The organism is Tahibacter soli, assembly GCF_025717065.2.
In the GTDB taxonomy this organism is placed as follows: Bacteria; Pseudomonadota; Gammaproteobacteria; order Xanthomonadales; family Rhodanobacteraceae; genus Tahibacter; species Tahibacter soli.
In genome coordinates this window covers 81,265-103,424 of the sequence record NZ_JAOVZO020000015.1, presented here as the reverse complement: position 1 = coordinate 103,424, position 22,160 = coordinate 81,265, and the positions used below count along the sequence as shown (strand labels likewise).

Annotated in this window: 14 protein-coding genes; 6 read left to right on the top strand and 8 right to left on the bottom strand. The window is 67.5% G+C overall.

What is annotated here, in order from left to right:
* The first annotated feature begins 25 nt into the window (after positions 1-25).
* From OD750_RS10665 to OD750_RS10645, 5 genes are all read left to right on the top strand, one after another.
* Positions 26-757 carry a hypothetical protein gene (locus OD750_RS10665; protein ID WP_263544695.1) on the top strand — a complete coding sequence of 244 codons (732 nt, stop codon included), beginning with the start codon at positions 26-28 and terminating at the stop codon, positions 755-757.
* 240 nt (positions 758-997) lie between these two features.
* A complete protein-coding gene (locus tag OD750_RS10660; RefSeq protein WP_263544694.1) occupies positions 998-2,101 on the top strand; it encodes a Glu/Leu/Phe/Val dehydrogenase dimerization domain-containing protein in 1,104 nt (367 codons plus the stop codon).
* Positions 2,102-2,219: 118 nt separating this feature from the next.
* Positions 2,220-2,936: a carbonic anhydrase gene (locus tag OD750_RS10655; protein ID WP_263544693.1), complete on the top strand. Its 717-nt coding sequence runs from the start codon at positions 2,220-2,222 to the stop codon at positions 2,934-2,936.
* Positions 2,937-3,683: 747 nt separating this feature from the next.
* Positions 3,684-4,841 (top strand): isovaleryl-CoA dehydrogenase, encoded by a 1,158-nt coding sequence (locus OD750_RS10650; RefSeq protein WP_272841927.1) that lies wholly within the window; start codon positions 3,684-3,686, stop codon positions 4,839-4,841.
* Between the two features lie 460 nt (positions 4,842-5,301).
* Positions 5,302-6,834 (top strand): response regulator, encoded by a 1,533-nt coding sequence (locus OD750_RS10645; protein WP_263544692.1) that lies wholly within the window; start codon positions 5,302-5,304, stop codon positions 6,832-6,834.
* 472 nt (positions 6,835-7,306) lie between these two features.
* On the opposite strand, the gene OD750_RS10640 is transcribed toward OD750_RS10645, so the two are convergent.
* From OD750_RS10640 to OD750_RS10625, 4 genes are all read right to left on the bottom strand, one after another.
* Complete coding sequence (locus OD750_RS10640; protein WP_263544691.1) at positions 7,307-7,876, bottom strand: hypothetical protein; 570 nt, start codon at positions 7,874-7,876, stop codon at positions 7,307-7,309.
* Positions 7,877-8,028: 152 nt separating this feature from the next.
* Positions 8,029-8,478 (bottom strand): right-handed parallel beta-helix repeat-containing protein, encoded by a 450-nt coding sequence (locus tag OD750_RS10635; RefSeq protein WP_263544690.1) that lies wholly within the window; start codon positions 8,476-8,478, stop codon positions 8,029-8,031.
* Positions 8,479-8,925: 447 nt separating this feature from the next.
* Entirely contained in the window at positions 8,926-10,038 is a 1,113-nt protein-coding gene (locus OD750_RS10630) for a transposase (RefSeq protein ID WP_263544689.1), read from the bottom strand.
* Between the two features lie 133 nt (positions 10,039-10,171).
* Positions 10,172-10,603 (bottom strand): hypothetical protein, encoded by a 432-nt coding sequence (locus tag OD750_RS10625; RefSeq protein ID WP_263544688.1) that lies wholly within the window; start codon positions 10,601-10,603, stop codon positions 10,172-10,174.
* 117 nt (positions 10,604-10,720) lie between these two features.
* Here OD750_RS10625 and OD750_RS10620 point away from each other — a divergent pair, with 117 nt between their 5' ends.
* Positions 10,721-11,671, top strand: a complete 951-nt coding sequence (locus tag OD750_RS10620) for a LytR/AlgR family response regulator transcription factor (RefSeq protein ID WP_263544687.1) — start codon at positions 10,721-10,723, stop codon at positions 11,669-11,671.
* Here OD750_RS10620 and OD750_RS10615 read toward each other — a convergent pair.
* The 4 genes from OD750_RS10615 to OD750_RS10600 form a co-directional block, all read right to left on the bottom strand.
* Positions 11,658-13,091 carry a DUF1501 domain-containing protein gene (locus tag OD750_RS10615; RefSeq protein WP_263544686.1) on the bottom strand — a complete coding sequence of 478 codons (1,434 nt, stop codon included), beginning with the start codon at positions 13,089-13,091 and terminating at the stop codon, positions 11,658-11,660. The genes OD750_RS10620 and OD750_RS10615 overlap by 14 nt on opposite strands.
* A gap of 10 nt (positions 13,092-13,101) precedes the next feature.
* Entirely contained in the window at positions 13,102-14,829 is a 1,728-nt protein-coding gene (locus OD750_RS10610; protein ID WP_263544685.1) for a DUF1800 domain-containing protein, read from the bottom strand.
* 123 nt (positions 14,830-14,952) lie between these two features.
* On the bottom strand, positions 14,953-18,297 hold the full coding sequence (locus OD750_RS10605) for a sensor histidine kinase (protein ID WP_263544684.1): 3,345 nt from the start codon (positions 18,295-18,297) through the stop codon (positions 14,953-14,955).
* On the bottom strand, positions 18,294-22,091 hold the full coding sequence (locus OD750_RS10600) for a two-component regulator propeller domain-containing protein (RefSeq protein WP_263544683.1): 3,798 nt from the start codon (positions 22,089-22,091) through the stop codon (positions 18,294-18,296). Before OD750_RS10600 ends, OD750_RS10605 begins: the two co-directional genes overlap by 4 nt.
* Between the last annotated feature and the right edge of the window lie 69 nt (positions 22,092-22,160).

The window sequence follows — 22,160 nt, the reverse complement described above, 5'->3', positions numbered from 1 at the left end:
CGTCGCTTTGCCCGAGGTACACCGCGTGAAAATCGCCGCCGCCATTCTGCTCGCCCTGCTGCCGCCGTTCGCCGCCGCGCAGTCGATCAATCTCGTCAATCCGGGCTTCGAACAGAAACCGGCGGCCGGCGAAACGATACCGGGCTGGCGCGGCCATCAGCACGCGGGCGAACCGTCGTACGAATTCGCGCTCGACAGCGAGGTCGTGGCGAAGGGCAAGGCTTCGTTCCGCATGAAGCGCCTGCTGGAGCAGGACTACGGCGCGCTCGACCAGATCGTTCCGGCCAGCACGCTGGTCGGCAAGGAAGTGGAATTCTCGGCGCTGGTGCGCACGCGCGACGTCGGCAAGCGCGGTTTTGTACTTTGCGTCAACGTCATCGACCGCACCGGCGGCGTGCGCGAGCAGTTCCGCTCCAAGCCGCGCACGACCGGCACCAACGACGAATGGACGCGACTGAGCGTGCGGGCGAAGGTGTCGTCGGGCACGCGCGACATCGAAGTCGGCTTCCTCCTGATCGACGGCGGCACCATCTGGGCCGACGAGGCGACGCTCAAGGTCGTCGAACCGGGCGCCCCCGACGAAGAAGGCGCCAAGACGAAGGTGCCGGAAAAGACCGAGACGGACGGCAAGCCGCCGGCACCGGAAGCCGCGCCGGGCGATGCCGGCAAGAAGGCCGAGAAGAAGCCCGACAGGAAAGCCGACCGCAAGGCGAAGGAAGCGGCGAAGGACGCCGCCGCGGCAGAAGCGAAAAAGTAAACTTCGATCTCCCGCTTGCGACAAACGAACGTTCGATCCGCCACCAACTTGCGCCGAAGCATTCCACCTGCCGGCGCACGGGGCTACACTACGCGCCGCCAACGCCCGCCCCCTCTTGCGGGCGTTCGCACATCCGCATTTCCATTCAGCTAGTTAGCGTCCGTTCTTCGCGGGTTGCCGCATCCGACCGCGGCCCGCGCCCGCGCAGTTCCAGACGCTTCGACTCGGAGCTTTACGTCGATGATCTTTGAAACCCTCGCTCAGACCGGCCACGAGCAGGTGGTGTTCTGCCACAACAAGGACGCGGGCCTCAAGGCCATCATCGCGATCCACAACACCGTGCTCGGTCCCGCCCTCGGCGGTACGCGCATGTGGGCCTACAAGACCGAGCAGGAAGCGCTCAACGACGTGCTGCGACTGTCGCGCGGCATGACCTACAAGGCGGCCGTGTCGGGCATCAACCTCGGCGGCGGCAAGGCCGTGATCATCGGCGATCCGTCCAAGGACAAGAGCGAAGCGCTGTTCCGCGCGTTCGGCCGCTTCATCAACTCGCTCAACGGCCGCTACATCACGGCCGAAGACGTCGGCATCGACGTCAACGACATGGAATACGTGCTCAAGGAAACCGAATTCGTGACCGGCGTGCACCAAGTGCACGGCGGTTCGGGCGACCCGTCGCCGTTCACCGCGTTCGGCACGCTGCAGGGCCTCATGGCCGCGCTGAACGTCAAGTTCGGCAACGAGGACGTCGGCAAGTACAGCTACGCCGTGCAGGGCGTCGGCCACGTCGGCTTCGAGTTCGTCAAGCTCCTGCGCGAACAGGGCGCCAAGGTGTGGGTCACCGACATCAACCAGGAAGCCGTGCGCCGCTGCGTCGACGAGTTCGGCTGCGAAGCCGTCGCGCTCGACGAGATCTACGACGTGCCGGCCGACGTCTATTCGCCGTGCGCGCTCGGCGGCACGGTCAACGAAAAGACGCTGCCGCGCCTGAAGTGCAAGATCATCTGCGGCGCCGCCAACAACCAGCTCGCCACCGACGCGATCGGCGACGAGGTGGAAAAGCGCGGCATGCTGTACGCGCCGGACTACGCGGTCAACGCCGGCGGCCTGATGAACGTGTCGCTCGAAATCGACGGCTACAACCGCGAACGCGCGATGCGCATGATGCGCACGATCTACTACAACCTCGGCAAGATCTTCATGATCGCCAAGCGCGACGGCATCCCGACCTACAAGGCCGCCGACCGCATGGCCGAAGAACGCATCAACGCCATCGGCAAGATCAAGCTGCCGCACATGGGCAACCAGCAGACGCGCTTCCTCGGTCGCATGCGCGGCCAGTAACACGCTCGTTCCGCACGACTCTCCCGGGCGCCCGGGAGAGTCGATGCTCGCGTGCCCGGTCACACGCGCGTCTCGCGCATTCGTGCATCATGGCGCTCCACCAACCGGAGTCTGCCGTATGCGCCATCTTCTCGCCGCTACCGCCCTCGTCACCTGCCTCGTCGCCGGCGCCGCCGGTGCCAACGAAGGCAAGCTCGACTACGCGCATCAGGAAAAATGGCCGTCCGCACTCGATCGCGCGCAATCGCCGATCGACATCGTGACCGCCGCCGCCGTTGCGGCCGACGACAACGAACCGCAGGGCCTGCAGATCTGGCGGTCGGTGTCGCCGATCGACAAGGTGGAGGACAACGGCCATGCCGTGCAGGTCGACACGCATTCGACCGAAGCGATGATCCGCGGCCGCCACTTCACCCTCGCGCAGTTCCATTTCCATGCCGCGAGCGAGCACACGATCGACGGCAAGCACTATCCGCTCGAAGGCCACTTCGTGTTCAAGGCGCAGGACGGCCGGCTCGCCGTGATCGGCGTGATGTTCGCCGAAGGCGAAGCGAACGCCGCCGCGCAGACCGTCATCGACGACCTCAAGCCCGGCGCCGACGTCGCGCAGAAGACGATCGACATCGGTCAGCTGCTGCCCAAGCAGCGCGGCTACTACCACTATCTCGGCTCGCTGACGACGCCGCCGCTGACCGAAAACGTCGAGTGGTACGTGCTGCCGGCGCCGGTGACGATGTCCAAGGCGCAGCTCGACGCCTTCCTCGCGCGCTACCCGCGCAACAATCGCAAGCTCCAGCCGTTGAACGGCAGGCCGGTCATTCGCTACGGCAACTGAGCGTCGCCTGCGCGCCGCCGCGCGACGGTGAGCGGCGGCGCGTTGCAGGCGGCGAAATGCAGGCGGCGGAATGGGACAGGCACGAATCGCCGGCGAATCGGAGCCGTCGTGAAGCGTATCGGGTCCGCGAGCGAAGCGTATCAGGACATCAAACGTATCGGGACATCCACGAATTGCGTGGCCCCATCGTTCCCGACCGAACCGGGACAGTCGAGGACCAGATCCGGGACAGTCGAGCAGATCCGGGACAGTCGAGAATCGCGATCGAGCGAATCAGGACAGTCAAGAATCCCGAGGAGCGAATCAGGACAGTCAAGAATCCCGAGCAGCACCATTCGCGACCGGACCGGGAGACCGAACCGGGACAGTCATCGTTTGCCGGACTCCGACCTGGAATCGATCAGACGGCGCATAGTTGTGCAGGCGCGCATGCGGAACCGGGACCGTCATGAATCGCGAGCGAATCAAGGCAGTCACGCATTCGCTCCGGTCGGGAGAGTCTCCGTATCGGGTCAGCCACGTGCGGGAATCGGGACAGCCGCGAATCCCCAGAATCGAACCTGGACAGACACAAAACCGCCAGTACGCCTGGCTGGGCAATCCCTCCCGCAAACCCCGTCGAACTCGTACGGACGCGCATTCGCACCGCTATACCCAGAAGTACGGCCTTAGCGCGACGCATCATTGGCCGCGGTCGTGGGCGAAAAGCTAGAATCGTCGGCTGCGACCACTGCCCGGACGATTCGAATGCGACCGTTTCCCCTCGGTGAAGAACTCGACCTCCTGCGCGAAACGGTGCGCCAGTTCGCGGAGAAGGAGATCGCTCCGCGCGCCGACCTCATCGATCGCGAGAACGTGTTTCCGAGCGATTTGTGGAAAAAGCTCGGTGACATGGGACTGCTCGGCATTACCGTTTCGGACGCTTACGGCGGGTCGAGCCTCGGCTATCTCGCCCATCTCGTCGCGATGGAAGAAATTTCCCGCGCCTCCGGCTCGATCGGCCTTTCGTACGGCGCGCATTCCAACCTGTGCGTACAGAATCTGTATACGAACGGAACGGAAGAACAACGCCAGAAATACATTCCGAAACTGTGCAGCGGCGAATACGTCGGCGCCCTGGCGATGAGCGAACCGGGCGCCGGCTCCGACGTGGTCGGCTCGATGACCTGCCGTGCAGAACTCAAAGGCGATCGCTGGATCGCCAACGGTTCGAAGATGTGGATCACCAACGGCCCCGACGCCGACGTGCTGCTCGTCTATATGCGCACCGCGCCGCGACCCGCCGGCAGTCGCTGTATGACCGCCTTCATCGTCGAGAAAGGCATGAAGGGTTTCTCCACGGCGCAGAAGCTCGACAAGCTCGGCATGCGCGGTTCGAACACGAGCGAGCTCGTGTTCGAAGACTGCGAGATTCCGGCCGAAAACATCGTCGGCCAGGTGAACGAAGGCGTGCGCGTATTGATGGGCGGCCTCGACACCGAACGTCTCGTGCTTTCGGGAGGCCCGATCGGCCTGATGCAGGCCGCACTCGACATCACCCTGCCCTACGTGCGCGAACGCAAACAGTTCAACGCGCCGATCGGCACGTTCGGCATCATGCAGGCAAAGGTCGCCGACATGTACACAGCGTTGCAGTCTTCGCGCGCCTACGCCTACATGGTCGCGCTCGACTTCGACCGCGGCGTGAAATCGCGCATCGATCCGGCATCGTGCCTTATGAACGCGTCGCAGAACGCCGTCAAAGTGACGCTGGAAGCCATCCAGGCGCTGGGCGGCAACGGCTACATCAACGAGTTTCCGACCGGGCGCCTGCTGCGCGACGCCAAGCTGTACGAAATCGGCGCCGGCACGAACGAGATCCGCCGCATGCTGATCGGACGCGAGCTGTTTCACGGCAAGAGCTGATCTACGGATCGACGGCGGAGGCACCACATGCCTCCGCCTCGCCCGCGCTCGAAGAGCGCCGCCCCGCAGAACGCAGGGCCGGCAACAAAGCACACGGTCGTGAACCCGGTCGGGCAAGTTTCGGACAGGCACGTTCCGGGTACGCTCCCGACCCGGCCCGGCGCGATCAAACGTCCGCAAGACCGGGACAGACACAAAACGTTACGAGCACGCGAAACCTGCGGGAAATCTGGACAGCCACGAAACGCGTTGGTGCGCCGACCATCGCATGATCGAGACAAACTCGTACGTACGAACTCAGGTCTGAATCAGAACCGCGACGCGTTCAAGACGCGACGCGAAAGCGCCGTCGTCGCGCGAAGAATGCGTAAATTACGAACGTCATGTCGTACCGACTCCCGGGCTTCCGAATCGAAGGTTCTGGAGTAGACTGCCTGTGCTGGTACCGGGGGGCTACAGCATGGGTGTACTCGACGACCGCTTCGAATTCGCCGCCGAGCCAAGCGACAAGCGCCCTCCGTGGAAAGTGCTCATCGTCGACGACGAGCCCGAGATCCACAACGTCACCCGCCTCGTTCTCTCGAGCTTCCGCTTCGCCGAACGTCCGCTCGAACTGCTGAGCGCATATTCGAGCAAGGAAGCCGCGATCCTGCTCGCCGAACACGAAGATACCGCCGTCGTTCTGCTCGATGTCGTCATGGAAACCGAGCAGGCGGGACTCGATCTCGTGCGCACGATCCGCGGCGCGCTCGGCAATCATTTCGTGCGCATCGTGCTGCGCACCGGGCAACCGGGACAGGCGCCGGAACACGAAGTCATTGCCGCGTACGACATCAACGACTACAAGGAAAAAACCGAACTGACCGCGCAGAAACTCGCGACGACCCTGTACGCCGCCCTGCGCGCGTACCGCGACATGCGCACGATCGAGGCCAGCCGTCTCGGTCTGGAACACGTCATCCGGGCGTCGTCGCGCGTGTTCTCTCAACAGCAGCAGCCGCAGCAGTTCGCATCGATCGTGCTCGGCCAGCTGGCCGATCTGGTCGGCGTCCAACGCGGCGCGTTGTGCTGTCGCGTCGCGCATCCCAACGGCGCGCTGCCGGAGCATTTCGAGGTTGCCGCGGCGACCGGCGACTACGCGAACCTGCTCGCGCGCAACGCCGACGAAAAACTGCCGGGCCACATCGCGCAGTCGCTGCGCGGCGCGTACCTCAACAAAAGGCACGTTTTCGCCGACGATCACTACGTGCTGCATTTTGCGGACAGTCAGGAAACCGAAGCGCTGCTTTACGTCGGCGAATCGCACACGCTCGACGATCTGGGGCTGCGGCTGATGGAAGTCTTCTGCAGCAACGTCGCGATCGCATTCGAGAACCTGCATCTGAACCGGGAACTCTTCGACAGCCAGCTCGAGATGGTCTATCTCCTCGCCGGCGCTGCCGAAACACGGTCACAGGAAACGGCGAATCATGTCCGGCGTGTCGGGATCATCGCGAGGATGCTCGGTCAATTGCACGGCCTCCCCGACGAAACCTGCGAACTCCTCAACTACGCCGCGCCGCTGCACGACATCGGCAAGATCGGCATACCCGACGCGATCTTGAACAAGCCGGGGCCGCATACCCCGGAAGAAACCGCCGTGATGCGCACGCACGCGGAAATCGGCGCGAAGCTGCTCGGCGGATCGAGGCGCCCGATGTTCAAGCTCGCAGCACAAATTGCCGTCAGCCATCACGAAAACTGGGACGGCAGCGGCTACCCGGCGGGTCTGGCAGCGACGCAGATTCCGATCGAGGGCAGGATTACCGCACTGGCCGACGTGTTCGATGCGCTGGGCAGTCGGCGCTGCTACAAGGACGCATGGCCGGAAGACGAAATCCGTCTTTTCATCGCCGAGCAGCGCGGCAGGAAATTCGATCCCGAATTGACCGACCTGCTGTTTGCGCATTGGGATCGGATCTTCCACCTGCGACGCGAATTGCCTGACGCCTGACGAACGGCACGGCTTCGACGCGCAGCCCATCAAAAGTCTAAACAGATACAACCGCGGAAGTTGGCGCACTACGCGACCGCCCGTCCGCCTCCGTCGGCGTGTGTTTGGCGCAATCCAAACCCCATCGCACGCGACCGCATCCTATTCGCGACGGCCGGTCGGCCGACGGGGAGCTCGATCATGCGATTCCTGATCGGCCCGGCGCTCGTATTGAGCACGCGCGGCGCGCCCACGGCCGACGCGCAAGTCGTCGACTTGCGAATCGTGACTGTCCGCAACCGGTCTGCGAATCGTGACTGTCCGCAAACGGGCTGCGCCACGATTCATGGTGACTGTCCTTGAATCGCAGGGTGACCGTCCTGGAATCGGCCGATAGTCCCGGAATTGGCGGCACTTGTCGTCAAGACACTCGCGCGCCGTTCGCGCATGCCGAACTTGCCGTTGTCGGCCGCAATTTCGAACCTCGAGAGCCCTATTCGAAGCTGGCGCGAAAAATCAGATCCGGCAGCCATTCGTAGGCACCGATGTCGATCGCTCCCGCCGTCGAGCGCGACGAAGCCTCAGTCGGATGTCGATACTGCTGCGTCGGCATCAGCGACTGGCCCATGCCGCTACCGGGATCGACGCCGGCGTCGATCGCCGCGACGCCGGGCAGCAACCGGTAGTCGAAGTTCGCCGCGTCGACGAACATGGGCGCGCTACCGGTCAGATTGTGGTCGACGACGGCCGAAGCCTGCGTACTCACAGTGCCGTTGCCGAACAGGATGTTGTTGCGTATGAGCGCAGGCGACATCGCGGCGGCACCGATCTGAACGAAGGTGCCGGCGCTGCGGTTGTTGACGAACGTGTTGTTGACGACAAACAAATGATCGTCGGGATTGGTATTCCCCGGCTCGCTCAGATAGTCGAGCATCGCACCGTTCTGCGATGTCGAGGGTTGCTGGATGAGGTTGCCGATGACAAACGAGGTGCCGCCGCTCGGCAAATTGATTTCGTAGCTCTCGGTGCCGCCGGCCTCGCCGGTGAGACGGTTGTACAGCACGAAGTTTTGTCGCGCTCGCGACTTCAGCAAGTGGCCGACACTCGCGCCATGCGACCAGTTGTACCTGAATATCAATGTATCGACGTGATTGATGTACAGGTTGTGCGTAAGTCCGTCGCCGGCGCCGTTGTGCGAGAACTCGCTATGTTCGATCAGTATCGTGCTGCCGATCTTGTCGCCGGCGAGAATGCCGTTCTCGTTGTCGTGAAAAAAACGCGGCGCACGGTCAGGTTCTTACCCTCCTGACGAATGCCGGCGCCATTCCCGTCGGGGACGCGACAGCCCGACAGTTCGACGTTTTCGATCGTCGTGTCGTTGCCGGCAATCACCCAGATGGCCTTCCCCTGCGCGTTGTTGCCGGCCGCATCGATGCGCGGCCGACCGTTGACACCGCGCAAGGTCAATCCGTTCGTCGACCAGCCACAGACATTGCCGTCATAGTTGCCGGCCGCGTCGATCAGAATCGTGCTGCCCGCCGACGCCGCGGCAATCGCGGCACATGGCGTCGCGTAGGGCTGGCCAGGCCCGACGCTCAGCGTTTGCGCCGCTGCAAGCGACGGAATGGCCATTGCGATTGTTAGCGCGAGCGCGTGTTTCAGCATGACGATTTCCGGTCGATGGTCGGGAGGATTGTGTGAATCGTCGAATCTGGGGATCGAATGTGGACAGTCCGGAAGCCGGGCGAGCGAATCTGGACAGTCTGGAAGTCGGGCGAGGAGATCGAATCTGGACAGTCTGGAAATCAATCACGAGCGCGCACCCACGAAGGCGAACGGCGAGCCCGGGCCGAGGAAAGCAGCGTAGGCGAGCATTCGGCGAATTTCCGCGAATCGCGACACGAGCGAGACAGGGACGCTCGTGACAATTCGACCACGCGACAGCGACGCCTCAAGACGCGTCGATTCGATCGACAAGGAGGAGGTACGCCCGTCGCTATTTCGCGCAACGTTTGTTCGGACATTTGTCCGAACGCAGTCCACGGTGGCCGCACGATGCGAAAGCTATTCGACGGGACAGACTCGATGAGGTCGGCGAGACAGCGCCGAGCGTCAGTCCGCTTCCAGGCGACCGGCGAATCGACACCCCTTCAGCCAGCGCTGGCCGAGTTCGGCGGCTTTGTCGAGGAACGATTCGAACCGGCCGATGACGCGCCAATAGCAAGACTCGGTGCCACGAACCTGCGCAATCCAAGCCGACTCCGAGAGCCCGAAACGTCGAACAATCGGCAGCATCGTCCGTGCGATGTCGTCGTTTTTCTTTTTGCCTGCGAGACGCCCGGTCGTATCGACGAGCTTAAGGTACTCGCGTTCCGTGACGAGGCGCTCCGGACCGCAACCAGCGACCGGCCGCAGTGCGTCAGCCCTCTTGCGGCAACGCCTGCTGTTGCGGCAGCGCCATCGGATCGAAACGTGCTTCGCCGCCTCAGGTGCGGTGACAATCCCTGCACGAACGGGGTTCAGGTCGACGTATGCCATAGCGCTAAGGACCGCCGCCTCGTCGAGCAACGCCTGGCACCGAAATCTTCCTTCCCAGAATCGTCCTTTGCGACTGTCTTCGGCATTGGCGCGCCGTGCAATCGGCTCGTTCAGCAGGCGCATGAACCAGCTCAAACTGCCGAGCCTCGCACGAAGCTCGGCGACTCTCGATGAATTTTCTGATTGCCGTTCAATGTACTGCTCCAAATCGGCGCCGGATTCGAATCGCCGCGGACAAACCGCCAGCCAGCGACGCAGAACGGTTTCTGCGGACCAGGAAAGAGGTCTGTCCGGGTCGGTCTGGACGACGATATGGACGTGATTGTCCATGATCGCGTAAGCGTAGACGGCGATCGCGAAATGTGCGGCCAGATGATGGATTCGTTCTTCGACCCAGCGTTTCCGATGCGACAAGTCACGCCCCGTTTCGGTGTCGCGGGCGAACAGCCATGCTTGGCGAACACATCGCGATACGACGTGGTAGGCGCCGGACGAATGCGGATCGACAGTGTGCAGGCGGGCGAGTGTCATGCAGTCAGTATGCGAACGGCGAACGTCTATCGCATCCGGCGTCTTCCGTCGAAAATCTCGGAGAATTCCGATTTCGGCGCATAACGCAATCGTGAGTATTCGCGCTACCGGCTTTCCGCATTCCAGGCTTTGCGGCAATTTTTCGACTGCCCTCATTCGTGCTCGTTCGTTCTCGTTCGTAGTCACTCGCTCGCCGGCTATCGTCGCAAATTTCCGGGTGTCCACATTCCACTCGTCTGCTCGCCGGCCCTCGTCATGAATTTCTGAGTGTCCGCGTTCCACACGTTCGTCACGAATTTCTGGGTGTCCGCATTCCACGCATTCCCGCCGCCGCCCCGTGCAACACACACTGCGCCATCGCGAAGCCCAGAAACGCCCAGCCGAGCCACGCCAGCCGGGGCGGCAACGGAAACGGCCATGCCGCGAGGTACGCAGCATGCGCTCCCCAATACGCCGCGAACGTGGCAGCGACGAAGCGCCCGGACGCTTCGCGCCATTCGTCGTACCGGGCCAGCCGCAACGCGATCGTGCCTGTCCCGATTGCGAGGAGGCTCCAGAACGCGTTCAACGACACCAGCGCCCACCGCAGACTTGCCGGTACCGAGGCCATCGAGGAGTGCCAGTCGAAAATCCGCGGCAGCCATAAATGCAAGCCGCCCATGCCGATCGACAACGCGCCGCCAACTGTCAACGCCGTGCGTGCGCAACGTAGTTCGTTCATGATCCGCTCCGCTGGAGGCGTTCACCCTGCGCGCCGCGCCCCCGGCGCGCCAGCGGCGGGTGACGAATGACAAACGCGTGTGACGAACGGCAACGATCGACGGATGATGGATCACTGATGGCGAACGGAATCGGCGACCGCCTGCGCGCATGGCTCGCGCGTCCCTACCCGCTGTGGCGCGGCCCCTGGCCGGAGACGCGCTTCGCCGTCGCCGCGACGGCGCTCGTCACGGCCATCGTCTACGTCGCGCGCCCGTTCGGCCTCGCATCGGTACCCGATCCCGCCGCCGCTTTGCTGATCGGCGAGCTCGGCGGCACATGTCTCGCGGTATCGCTCGTGCTGCGCGTCGCGGTACCGGCGTTGCTCGCGCGCCGCTGGGACGAATCGCGCTGGACCGTCGGCCGGCAGGTCGTCTGGGAAGTCGTCGAAGTCGTCGTCGTGGCCGGTGCGCTCATGGCCGTGCTCGCCTGGAACGGCCATATCGAGATCAACGCGACACGCGCACGCGCGTTCGTCGCGATCACCGGACTGTGCGCGGTCGCGCCGGTCGTCGTGCGCACGCTGCTGATCGAGCGCTGGCTGCGCCGACGCAACGAAGTGCGGGCCGCGCAGTTCGTCGATGCGCAGGCACCGCCGCAAATCGACGTGCCGGTCGAGGCGCCGCCGGCGCGACTCGTCCGCGCTCGCGACGGCGCCGTCGAACTCGCGCCCGACGAGTTGCGCTATGTGCGCGCCGAGGAAAACTACGTCGACGTCGTCTTCGTGCGCGACGGCGAACGCAGCCATCGCCTGCTGCGCGTCGCGCTATCGGGCGTCGAGCGCCAGTTCAACGACGGCAGCGTCGTGCGCTGCCATCGCTCGTATCTCGTCGCGCTCGCGGCGATCGCCGGCGTGCGCGGCAACGCACAGGGCTTTCGTCTCGCGCTGCGCGATCTCGCCGAAACCGTACCGGTGTCGCGTTCGCGCGCGCAGACGGTGCTCGGTCTGATCGAACGGACAGTCGCGGAGGCGTCGGCGACGACACCTTCCGAGCCGCCCGCCTCCGACGACGCGCCTACGCCGCCATGAAACCGAGATCCCGCAGCGCCGGCGGAAAATGGCGCAGGTTCGGAAAACACGTATCGAGCATCGACTCGTCGGCAACGCCGAACCAGCGCGCGAGCGTCGCACCGTACTGATCCACCGAAATCTTCGGAATCAGATTTCCGTCGCCGGCGAAATCGTCGCTGCCGTCCGCGAGATTCGGCAGCGCGCCGAACACGCGCTGCCCGCGCACGGCGCCGCCCAGCACGAACAGATGATTGCCCCAGCTGTGGTCCGAACCGTCGCCGTTGCTCGTCATCGAACGGCCGAACTCCGACGCCGCGAACGTCGTCACCTGCGCCTCGACGCCGAGGTCGATCGTCGCCCGATGAAACGCCGCAAGCGCGCGCGACGTGCCGAGCAGCAGCTCCGGCTGATCGGCGGTCTGCGCATCGTGCGTGTCGAAACCGCCGAGCGCGCAGAAAAAAATCTGCCGGCGATGCCCGAGCGCCTGGCGCACCGAGATCAGCTGCGCGGCCCGCCGCAACTGGCTGCCGAGCGCGTATGCGAAGCGCACGGCAGGCCGGTCGCCTTCGTTCGGCGGCGGCGGAAACGCGGTCGGCAGCGGCTGCGCGGCGGCGAGCGCGGTGCGCAGCACGGCGTAGTCGTCGATCGCCGCGCGCGTCGAGCGGCGATATTGCTCGACCAGGAGGTTCGAGTGCGTCTGCGCGTACACCGCTTCGAGTTCGGCGACGACGGTCGGATCGCGGTCGGCCTCGATCGCGCGGATGTCTCCGGTGTCCACCGTCAGCGCTTCGCCGCCGAGCCCCACTTGGAACGGATTGGCGCCGGCCAGCGACAGGTTCATCGCGAGCGTCGCGCACGGGTTGTACGTCGGGTGCGCGACGTCGGCGAGTCGCCCGGCCCAACCGCTCGCGGGCGTCGTGTCGACCGGCGAACGCTCCTGCAGCGATTGCCAGAACGCCTGCTGGTCGTTGTGCGAAAACAGCTGCGGCGGCAGCCGCGCGGTGCGCGCGTCGTACTGCGCCTTCGTCACCGGCTCCATCAGCGCGCCGACGCTGCCGAGGATCGCCATTTTTCCACTATCGAACAATTGCTTCAGCTCCGGCAGGTCCGGATGCAGCCCGATCGCGTAGTTCGCACCGGAGAGCGGCGCGACCGGCTGCAGGCGCTGCTGCGCGATCGCAAGACCGCGGCGACGGTTGGCGTACGCGGCGTATTCGGCGCCGGTCGGCACGACGAGATTGTGGCCGTCGTTGCCGCCGAGCAGGAACACGCAGACGAGCGCCTTGTAGTCGCCGCCGCACTGCGGGCCTTGCGCCCATGCCGCGTTGAGCAGCGAGAGGCTCTGCGGCGCGGCGAAGAAACCGGCGCCGCCGGCGAGCGCCGCGAGGCTGCGCTTCAAGAATCGACGGCGCGACGCGTCGTTGTGGTTGCGGGTCATCGACAGGTCCTCAGCGCTGCACGGCGAATTCGGGAGACGTCGCGATCAGATAGATCGCGTTCTGCACGCGGCGCAGCGGATCGTCGGCGTCGATCGACAGCACGCGCGCGCGAATGCGACTGCGCAGCGCGGGCGTGATCTGCCCGCCGACGAGAAGTTCGGCGCAGCGATCGATCAGCCGGTCGACCGCGCCGGCCGGCGCTTCGTTCGCGCCGGGCGCCGGGCGTATCGACGCCTCCCAGCGTTCGAGCCGGATCAGCCGCACGCGGTCGTCGAACTCGTCCATCGGGCCGCCGCGATAGCTCCAGTAGACGCGGCCGTTGACGTCGTTGGCGAGGCGGATCGCGAAGTTCGCGGTGACGATCTGCATCTCCGGCGCCACGAGTCCGGCCGTCGCGAGCGCGCCGCCCGGCGTATAGCCCGGCGAGAAGAAATTGAACACCGACGGCGACAGCAGCGGCGACTGGTTGTGGCTTTCGTGGATTTCGCGATCGTCGGGAAACAGCGCGTCGTTCTCCCACATCACGTCGAACGCGCGCCACAGCTGCGCCAGGCGGACGATCGGCTCGCGCACCTTGCCGAATGTCTGCGGCATCGTGCGATGGCCGTCGCGCGCCTCGGGATGCGTGAGCATCGCGCGCACGGTCGCGGCGAGATCGCCGCGCACGCCCTGCCCGTTGTTTTCGAACGCGGCGGCGACGGCGTCGACGTAGCCCGGCGACGGATTGCTCGTGACGAGCTTTTGTATCAATTGCCGCGCGATGAACGGCGCGACGTTCGGATGGTTGAACAGCACGTCGAGCGCCGCCTCGAGTTCCGGCCGCGCGTCGCGGCCGGCCGGCAGCACGACGCCGTCGAGCACCGTCTTCGCGTCGCGGTCGTGATACGCCTCGTACGGCACCATCTCGTGCTCGGTGCTGCACGTGAACGGCTCCACCGGGAACGGATCGGCCGGGCACGGCTGGCCCGGCCCGCAGTGGCACGCCCAGCCCGTGAACACGCGCGCGAAGCCGCGCACGGTGCCGACGTCGTACGTCGGCACCGTGCGGCCGCCGACGATCACCGGCGAGCCGTCGCGATGGAGTTTGACGAGGCCGATCGAGAACAGCTGCATCACTTCGCGCGCGTAGTTCTCGTCCGACTGGATGTTGTTCGCGAGGTCGGGCTTGCGATTGCGGTACATGGACAGATACCGGCCCATCGCGGGACTCAGCGTCACGTCTTCGAGCAGCTGGCGATAGTTGCCGAGCGCGTTGCGCAGCAGAATGTCGTAGTACGCGCCGAGCGCGAGACCGTCGTTTTCCAGGCCGTTGCCGCGCTCCGAAACCACGAGGATTTCGCTCAGCGCGAACGCGACGCGCTGTCGCAGCTGGTCTTGCGCGCCGAGCGTTCGCACGAACCACGCCTGCTTGAACAGGTGAAACGGAATGGGCTCGAGCGGATCCGCCGTGCCGGCCTGCGCGCGCATGTACGGCAGCATCGACGTCGGCGGCAGCGCGATCTGCGCCGACAGCCACGCGTCGTAGCCGCTCGCGGCGAGTGCGTCGATATCGGCGTCCGAACCGCCGAACGTCGCCTGCGCGAGAAAACGCGACGCTTCGCCGCGCGTCGACGGTCGATCGTCCGATCGTTCGAAGCCCTGGCGAAACACGAGATCGTAGCTCGACTGCGCGAGCGCGGCCGGCACGGCCAGCCAGACAGCGGCGAAAACGCCGACGCGACGGAGGAATGCGCGCATGAAACTCCCCAGGTGGATGTCCCCGAGGACGGACGCGGCCCGACGAAGCCGTCACTCCGGCGCCCGATGCGCAATGCCGGTTCGTCCAATTCGCAACGAGAGCGCCGCCATCGGACGCGCGCGTCAGTCCGCCTGCCAGCGCACGCGAAAGCAGGTGCCGCGCCCGCGCGTGCTGTCGCAGTCGATGCGGCCCTTGAGCACCTGAGTGGCGAGCGTGTAGACGACGTGCAGGCCTAGCCCCGTGCCGCCCTGCCCGCGCCGGGTCGTGAAGAACGGCTCGAACACGCGCGAACGCTCTGCCTCGTCCATGCCGCGGCCGTCGTCGCGAACCGACAGCGATACGCCGTCGCCGTCTCGCGCGACGGCGATCGCGATCGTGCCCGTCTCGCCCTGCGCGAACGCATGCTGCACCGCGTTCAACACGAGATTGCTGACGATCTGGTACAGCGCACCGGGCGGCGCGCGCACGACGACGGTTTCGGCGCAGTCGACGACGATGCGGTGCGGCGTACCGCGCAGCAGCGGTCCGATCAGCGCCAGCGCGTTTGCGACCGCCTGTTCGAGATCGATGTCGCCGATCTCGTCGACCGCCTGGTCGACGGCGGTCTGCTTGAAGCCGCGCACGAGACGGTCGGCGCGCTGCAGGTTGCGCACGATGATCTCGGCCGCCTCGCTCGCGCCGTTCTGGTACGCGTCGAGCTGCGAGCGCGTCAGTTCGCTGCGCGCGAGACGCTCTCGCGTCACCCGCGATTCTTCGGCGAGATGCGAGGCGGCGGTCAGACATACGCCGAGCGGCGTGTTGATCTCGTGCGCGACGCCCGCGACGAGCCCGCCGAGCGACGCGAGCTTCTCGGCCTCGACGAGCTGGCGCTGCGTCTCGCGCAGGCGCTCGAGCGTGCCGCTGAGCGTTTCGTTCGCGGCGACGAGGTCGGACGTGCGCGATGCGACGCGCGACTCGAGTTCCTCGTTCATGCGCCGCAATTCTTCTTCGCTGCGGCGGATCTGCGCGGCGACGGATCGCTCGTACGCCAGGCGCCGTTCGTAGCGCCGCCACAGCGCGCCGAGCGCGAGCGCGGCGAGCGACGCGTAGGCGGCGTAAGCCCACGGCGAGCGCCACGGCGGCGGCGATATTGAAATTTCAAGCGTCGTTTCACTCGGTGCGGCGCCCGCGCGCTCGGCCTGCACGCGCAGCCGGTAGCGGCCGGCCGGCACCCCGGAGAACACCGCGTCGCGCCGCCCCGGCAGCACCGGTATCCAGTCGTCGTTGAGACCGTCGAGCCGGTAGCGATAGGCGACGCCGGCCGGATCGCGATAGTCGAGCGCGGCGAAACCGAAGCCGAAGACGTTCTGGCGATGATCGAGCCGCAGCAGCGGCGTCTGCGCGATGGCGCGTGTCAGCGGCGCATCGGCCGCGTCGGGCCGCACGTCGACCGGGCGGTTGAACAGCAGGAAATCGGTCAGCACGACCGGACCCGGCGCGCGCGGCGGCGGCAAGTCGGCCGGCGCGAACGCGATGAGCCCCTCGACGCCGCCGAAGTATACTTTGCCGTCGCGCGCGTCGCAGGCCCCCGCGGCGAAGCCCGCGCGATCGATGCGGCCGAGCGCGGCCGGCAGCGCGAACGCGCCGTCGGACGGCCGATAGCGCACGAGTCCGGTCGTCGTGCCGACCCACAACTCGTCGTGCGCGGCGGCGGCGAGGCACACGACGTGTTCGCGCCCGCGCCAGCCCTCGCCGCGCTGCGCGACGAAACGCGCCTCGCCCGTGGCCGCGACGTCGAGGCGATCGAGGCCGCCCGCCGAGCCGATCCACAGGTCGCCGTTCGCGTCGGCGAGCAGGCTGCGCACCACGTCGTTCGACGGCCCGGCGCCGCCGGCCGCGGCGGCGTAGCGCCGTATCCTGCGCGTCGCCGGATCGAGCCGCGCGACGCCGCCGCCGAACAGGCCGAACCAGACCGCGCCGTCGCGTGCGATGGCCAGCGACGTCGTCGTCGCGCGCGCGAAATCGAAGCGGTCGTCGCCCGCGTCGGCATAGCGCACGAACGCATCGCAGCCGTCGCACAGGCTCGCCAGCCCCCCGCCGTCGCTCGCAACCCACAGCGTGCCGGCGGCGTCGACGGCGAGCGCGTTGACGAGATTCGCCGGCAGCGATCCCGGATCGCCTTCGACGCTCGCGTAGTGGCGGATGGCGCCGTTCGCGTCGAGGCGGTCGAGGCCGTTCGCGACGTGGCCGATCCACAGCGCGCCGTCGCGACCGCGCGCGAGTGCGGCGACGGCGTCGCTGGCCAGACCCGATTTCCGGTCGAGCCGTTCGACCACGCCGCGTTCCGGCGCATAGCGCACGACGCCGGCGTCGCCGAAACCGAGCCAGAACGCGCCGTCCGGCTCGACCGTCACGGCCTGCACGCGGCTCGACGGCAGGCCGTCGGCGCGGCGGCGGTAGACGCTCACGGCTTCGCCGTCGGGATCGTGCACGCCGATGCCGCTCGTACCGCTGCCGGTCCAGACGAGACCGTCGGCGTCCTCGAACAGCGCGTGCGATTCCGGCGGCGGCGTCGTGCGGTCGCCGGCGTCGTGACGGATCGCGACGAAGCGGTCGGCGTCGCGATCGTAGCGCGCGACGCCGAGCTGTGTGCCGATCCACAAATCGCCTTCGCGACTTTGCAGCAGGCTCGTGACGACGTCGCTGCCGAGGCCGTCCGCCGCGCCGTAGCGGCGGCGCTCGCGGCCGTCGGCGTCGAAGCGCAGGAGGCCTCCGGCGACGAGCGCCACCCACAGATCGCCGTCGCGACCGCGCGTCGAGCGCTCGGCCGGATGCCGCACGCCCGCCGTGTCGAGCAGCGGCGCGATCGTGTCGCCGCCATTCCAGCGCCAGACGTTCGAACCGGCGGCGAACAGCATGCCGCCGCCCGGCAGGTCGACATAGCCGTGCACGCCGGCGAGCGCTTCGGGACGGCCGAACGGCAGGTCGCTCGCGCGGCCGGTCGCAGGATCGAAGCGCTGCACGCCGATGCCGAAGCTGCCGACCCACAGGGCGCCCGCGGCGTCGACGTGCAGCGCGCGGATCTGGTCGCCGGCCAGTCCGGTCGCGTCGCCGGCGCGGTAGCGTTCGAAGCGGTCGCGCGCGGCGTCGTAGCGCGCGAGGCCGCCGCCGGCCGTGCCGATCCACAGCGTGCCGTCGCGCGTCGTCGCCAGCGTCATCACGACGTTGTCGGGCAGGCTGTGCGGATCGTCGCGGTCGTGGCGGTAGACGCGAAAGCGCGCGCCGTCGAAGCGGTTCAGGCCGTCGCGCGTCGCGATCCACAAATAGCCTTGTCCATCCTGCGCGAACGCGCGCACGCGGTTGTGCGACAGCCCGTCGTCGACGCCGTAGTTGCGAAAGCGCACGGCGTCGACCGACGGCACGGCGGCGACGGCCGTTTGCGCGAATACGGCGAACGCGGCGAACGCGCAGCGCCGTCGCGCGTTCAACGGCCCGTGCCGTGCGGAAAGCGGATGCGGAATTCGACGCCGCGGCCGGGCGCGCTGCGGCACGCGATCGTGCCGCCGAGCGCCTGCGTCACGAGGTTGTAGACGATGTGCATGCCGAGCCCCGATCCGCCCTGGCCGCGCCGCGTCGTGAAGAACGGATCGAAGATGCGCGAACGCGTCGCCTCGTCCATGCCGGCGCCGTCGTCGCGGTAGTCGACGACCGCCTCGTCGCCGTCGCGCGCGACGGCGATCGACAGCGCGCCGGCGACGCCCGGCGCGTAGCCGTGCGTCAGCGAGTTCATCACGAGATTCGTCAATATCTGGTACAGCGCGCCCGGCGCGGTGAGGCACGGTACCGGCACCGGGCACGCAAGCGTCACCGCGTGCGGCGTCTTGCGCAGCGCCGGACCGAGCGTCGTCAGGATTTCGCGCAGACACGCGCCGAGTTCGACCACGCGGCGGTCCTCGTTCGACTGGTCGACCGCCACCTGCTTGAAGCTGCGCACGAGGCCGTCGGCGCGCTGCAGGTTGCGCAGGATCAGCTCGGAGCTTTCGCGCGCCATTTCCTGGAACCGCGTCAGATCCGAACGCGCGAGCGCGCCGCCTTCGAGCGCGCGGCCGAGACGCCGCGCTTCTTCGGCCAGATGCGACGCCGCGGTCACGCCGACGCCGAGCGGCGTGTTGATCTCGTGCGCGATACCGGCGACGAGGCCGCCGAGCGACGCGAGTTTTTCCGCGTCGACGAGCTGGCGCTGCGTCAGCGTCAGGCGGTCGAGCGTCTGCTGCAGTTCGACGTTCGCGGTGCGCAGCGCCGCGGTGCGCCGCTCCACGCGCAGCTCCAGTTCCTCGTTCAGGCTGCGCAGCGCTTCTTCGGCGCGCTTCAACGCGTTGATGTCGTGCGTCGTGCCGGTCATGCGGCGCGCGCGGCCCTGCGCATCGCGTTCGACGACGCGCCCGCGCGTGAGCAGCCACGTCCATTCGCCGCTGCGGTCGCGCGTACGAAAGCTGATCGCGAAATCGTCGGACGCGCCCTTGAGGTGCACGATCATCGCCTCGCGCATCGAACCCGTATCGTCGGGATGCAGGAACGGCATGTACGACGCGACGGTCTCGGCGGTCGCGTCGTGACTCGCGGCGAGATGTTCCAGACGGTTCTCGCGATGCAGCCGGCCGCTCGCAAGATCGATGTCCCACAGCTCGCCGCCGCTGCCCCACAAGGCGTGCTTCAGGCGTTCCTCGCTGCGGCGCAGATCCTCCTGCGCCGCGGCGCGCCGGCGCAGCCGTTCGCGCCGGCGCCACCACCCCGCGGCGCCGAGGAGCGCTGCCAGCGCCACATACGCGGCCAGCGCCGGCGGCGCGAACCAAGGCGCGGGCTTCACGCGCACCGCGAGCGCGGCTTCGGCACCGCTCCACGCTTGGCCTGCGTAGCGCGCGCGCAGTCGCAGCCGGTAGTCGCCGGGCGGCAGCGCGGTGTACGTCGCGGTGCGGCGCGACGCGTCGGTTTCGATCCACTCCGCGTCGTGCGGGTCCAGGCGATAGGCGTAGCGCACGGCGTCGGGATCGGCTGCGTTCGGCGCGGCGAAGTCGAGCGAGAACATCGACTGTCGGTAGTCGAGTTCGATCCCGCCGCCGGTCCACGGCGTCGCGGCGAGCGGCGACGCCGCGTCGCGCGCGCGCGGCGCGACCGGCGCGTTGAACAGGCGAAAGTCGGTGAACAGCGGCTGCGGCGGCGGTGCGGTCGCGACATCGGCCGGATCGAACACCGTGACGCCGGCCGGTCCGCCGAACAGCACGCGGCCGTCGGCATGCTGGCTCGCCGCACCGATGAAATAGCCCGCGTCGGAGCCGCCGCGCGCGCCGGAAAGATTGAGCACGCTGCGCGTCGGCGGATCGTAGCGGCTGATGCCCGCGGTCGTGGACAGCCACAGACGGCCCTGCGCGTCTTCGGCGATGCCGCCGATCGCGTCCGCCGCGAGGCCCTCGCGCGTCGTGACGGCGTCGAACGCGACGCGGCCGGCGGCGTCGCGGCGCAGGCGATTGAGGCCGCCGCCCTGCGTGCCGATCCACAGGTCGCCGCGCGCGTCTTCGTGCAGCGACGTGACGACGTCGTTGGCGAGCGAACGCGCGTCGTCGAGGTCGGCGCGGAAGTGTTCGAAGCGGCCGGTCGCGCGATCGAGCCGGTCGAGCCCGTTGCGCCGCAAGCCGACCCACAGCTCGCCGGCGCGCGTTTCGAGCACGGTCTGCACGCTGCCGCCGCCGAGGCTCGCCGGATCGTTCGGATCGTTGACGTAGCGCCGGAAGGCATCGCACCCGGCGCACAGCGCGGCAAGGCCGTTCGCGGTGGAAACCCACAAGGTTCCACTTTTATCGACGTACAGGCCTTGCACGTCGTCGTCGGGCAGCGTGTCGGCACGCGCCGGATCGTGCCGGTAGTGCGCGAAGCCTTTCGCGCCGGGCGCGAGCCGGTCGAGCCCCGAGTCGTTCGTGCCGACCCAGAGCGAACCGTCGGGACCGCGCGCGAGGCCCGTGACGAAGTTCGTCGCAAGGCTGTCGGCGCGGGCCGGATCGTGCACGTGGCGTTCGACGACGCCGCGCGCGGGATCGAACCGCGACAGCCCGCCGTTTTCCAGCGTGCCGATCCAGAACGCGCCGTCGGCGTCGGCGAGCACCGCGGTGGCCGACGCGCCGGGCAGCGCATGCGGCGCGGCGCCCGGCACGAGCTGCACGAACGCGGCCGTGCGCGGATCGAGCAGCGACACGCCGCTGCCCCACGAGCCGACCCAGATCACGCCATCGCGGTCTTCCAGCAGCGAGAACGCGCGGTTCGACGCGAGCGAGTATTCGCGCCCCACCGCATGACCGTAGCTCTCGAGCGCACGCGTCGCCGGATCGAAACGCGACACGCCGCGCACGTCGCTGCCGAACCACACCGCGCCGTCGCGATCGATCGCAAGGCCGTGGACCGTGCGGTCGGCGAGCGGCGGCACGGCGTCGCTATCCAGACGCAGGCTCGGCGTGCCGTCGGCGTCGAAGCGGAACACGCCCTGGCCCGACGCCGCGACCCATATTTCGCCGTGCGCGCCGACGCGCAGCGTCTGCGAGCCGGACACGATGCGCGCGTCGCCGTAGCGGATTTCCGACAGCGCGCCGCTCGCGACGTCGCAGCGCCACAGCCCGCGATCGGTGCCGAGCAGCAGCGCACCGTCGTGCGCCTGGGCGAGCGCGTTGATTCGCGCCGTCGGCTCGCCGTCGCAGGGACCCGGCGCAAAGCCGCCGCGTTCGTCGACGAACTGCAGCGCGCCGCCGGACGTCGCCACCCAGATGCGGCCGTCGCGATCTTCGAGCAGCGCGCCGACCGAGCGCGCCGCAAGCGCGTTGCGCACGCCGGGCGCGGGGCGCCACGTATCGAAGCGATCGAGCGCGGCGTCGTAGCGCGCAAGGCCGGTCGCAAAGCCGATCCACAGCCGGCCTTTCGAATCCGCCAGCAGACGGCGCACGTTGTTGTCGGGCAGCGACGCGGGATCGTCGCGGTCGTGCCGGTACACGCGAAAGCCGTAGCCGTCGTAGCGGTTCAGGCCATCCTGCGTGCCGACCCAGACGAAGCCGCGAGCATCCTGCGCAAGCGTCGTGGCGATCGTCTGCGACAGCCCGTCGCGCACGCCCAGACGCTTGAAACGCAGGCGTTCGACGCCGGCATCCGCCGCCCACGCGGGCGCGGCGACGGCGTCGTGCGCGACCGCGGTCGCGAGCACGACGGTCGCGATCAGCCACGCGAACCGCCCCCTGTTGCGCATGCGTCGAGGCTAGCGCGCGCACGGCCTTCCGTACAGCAACGAATCGTGGCGGACCGCATTTGCCGCAGC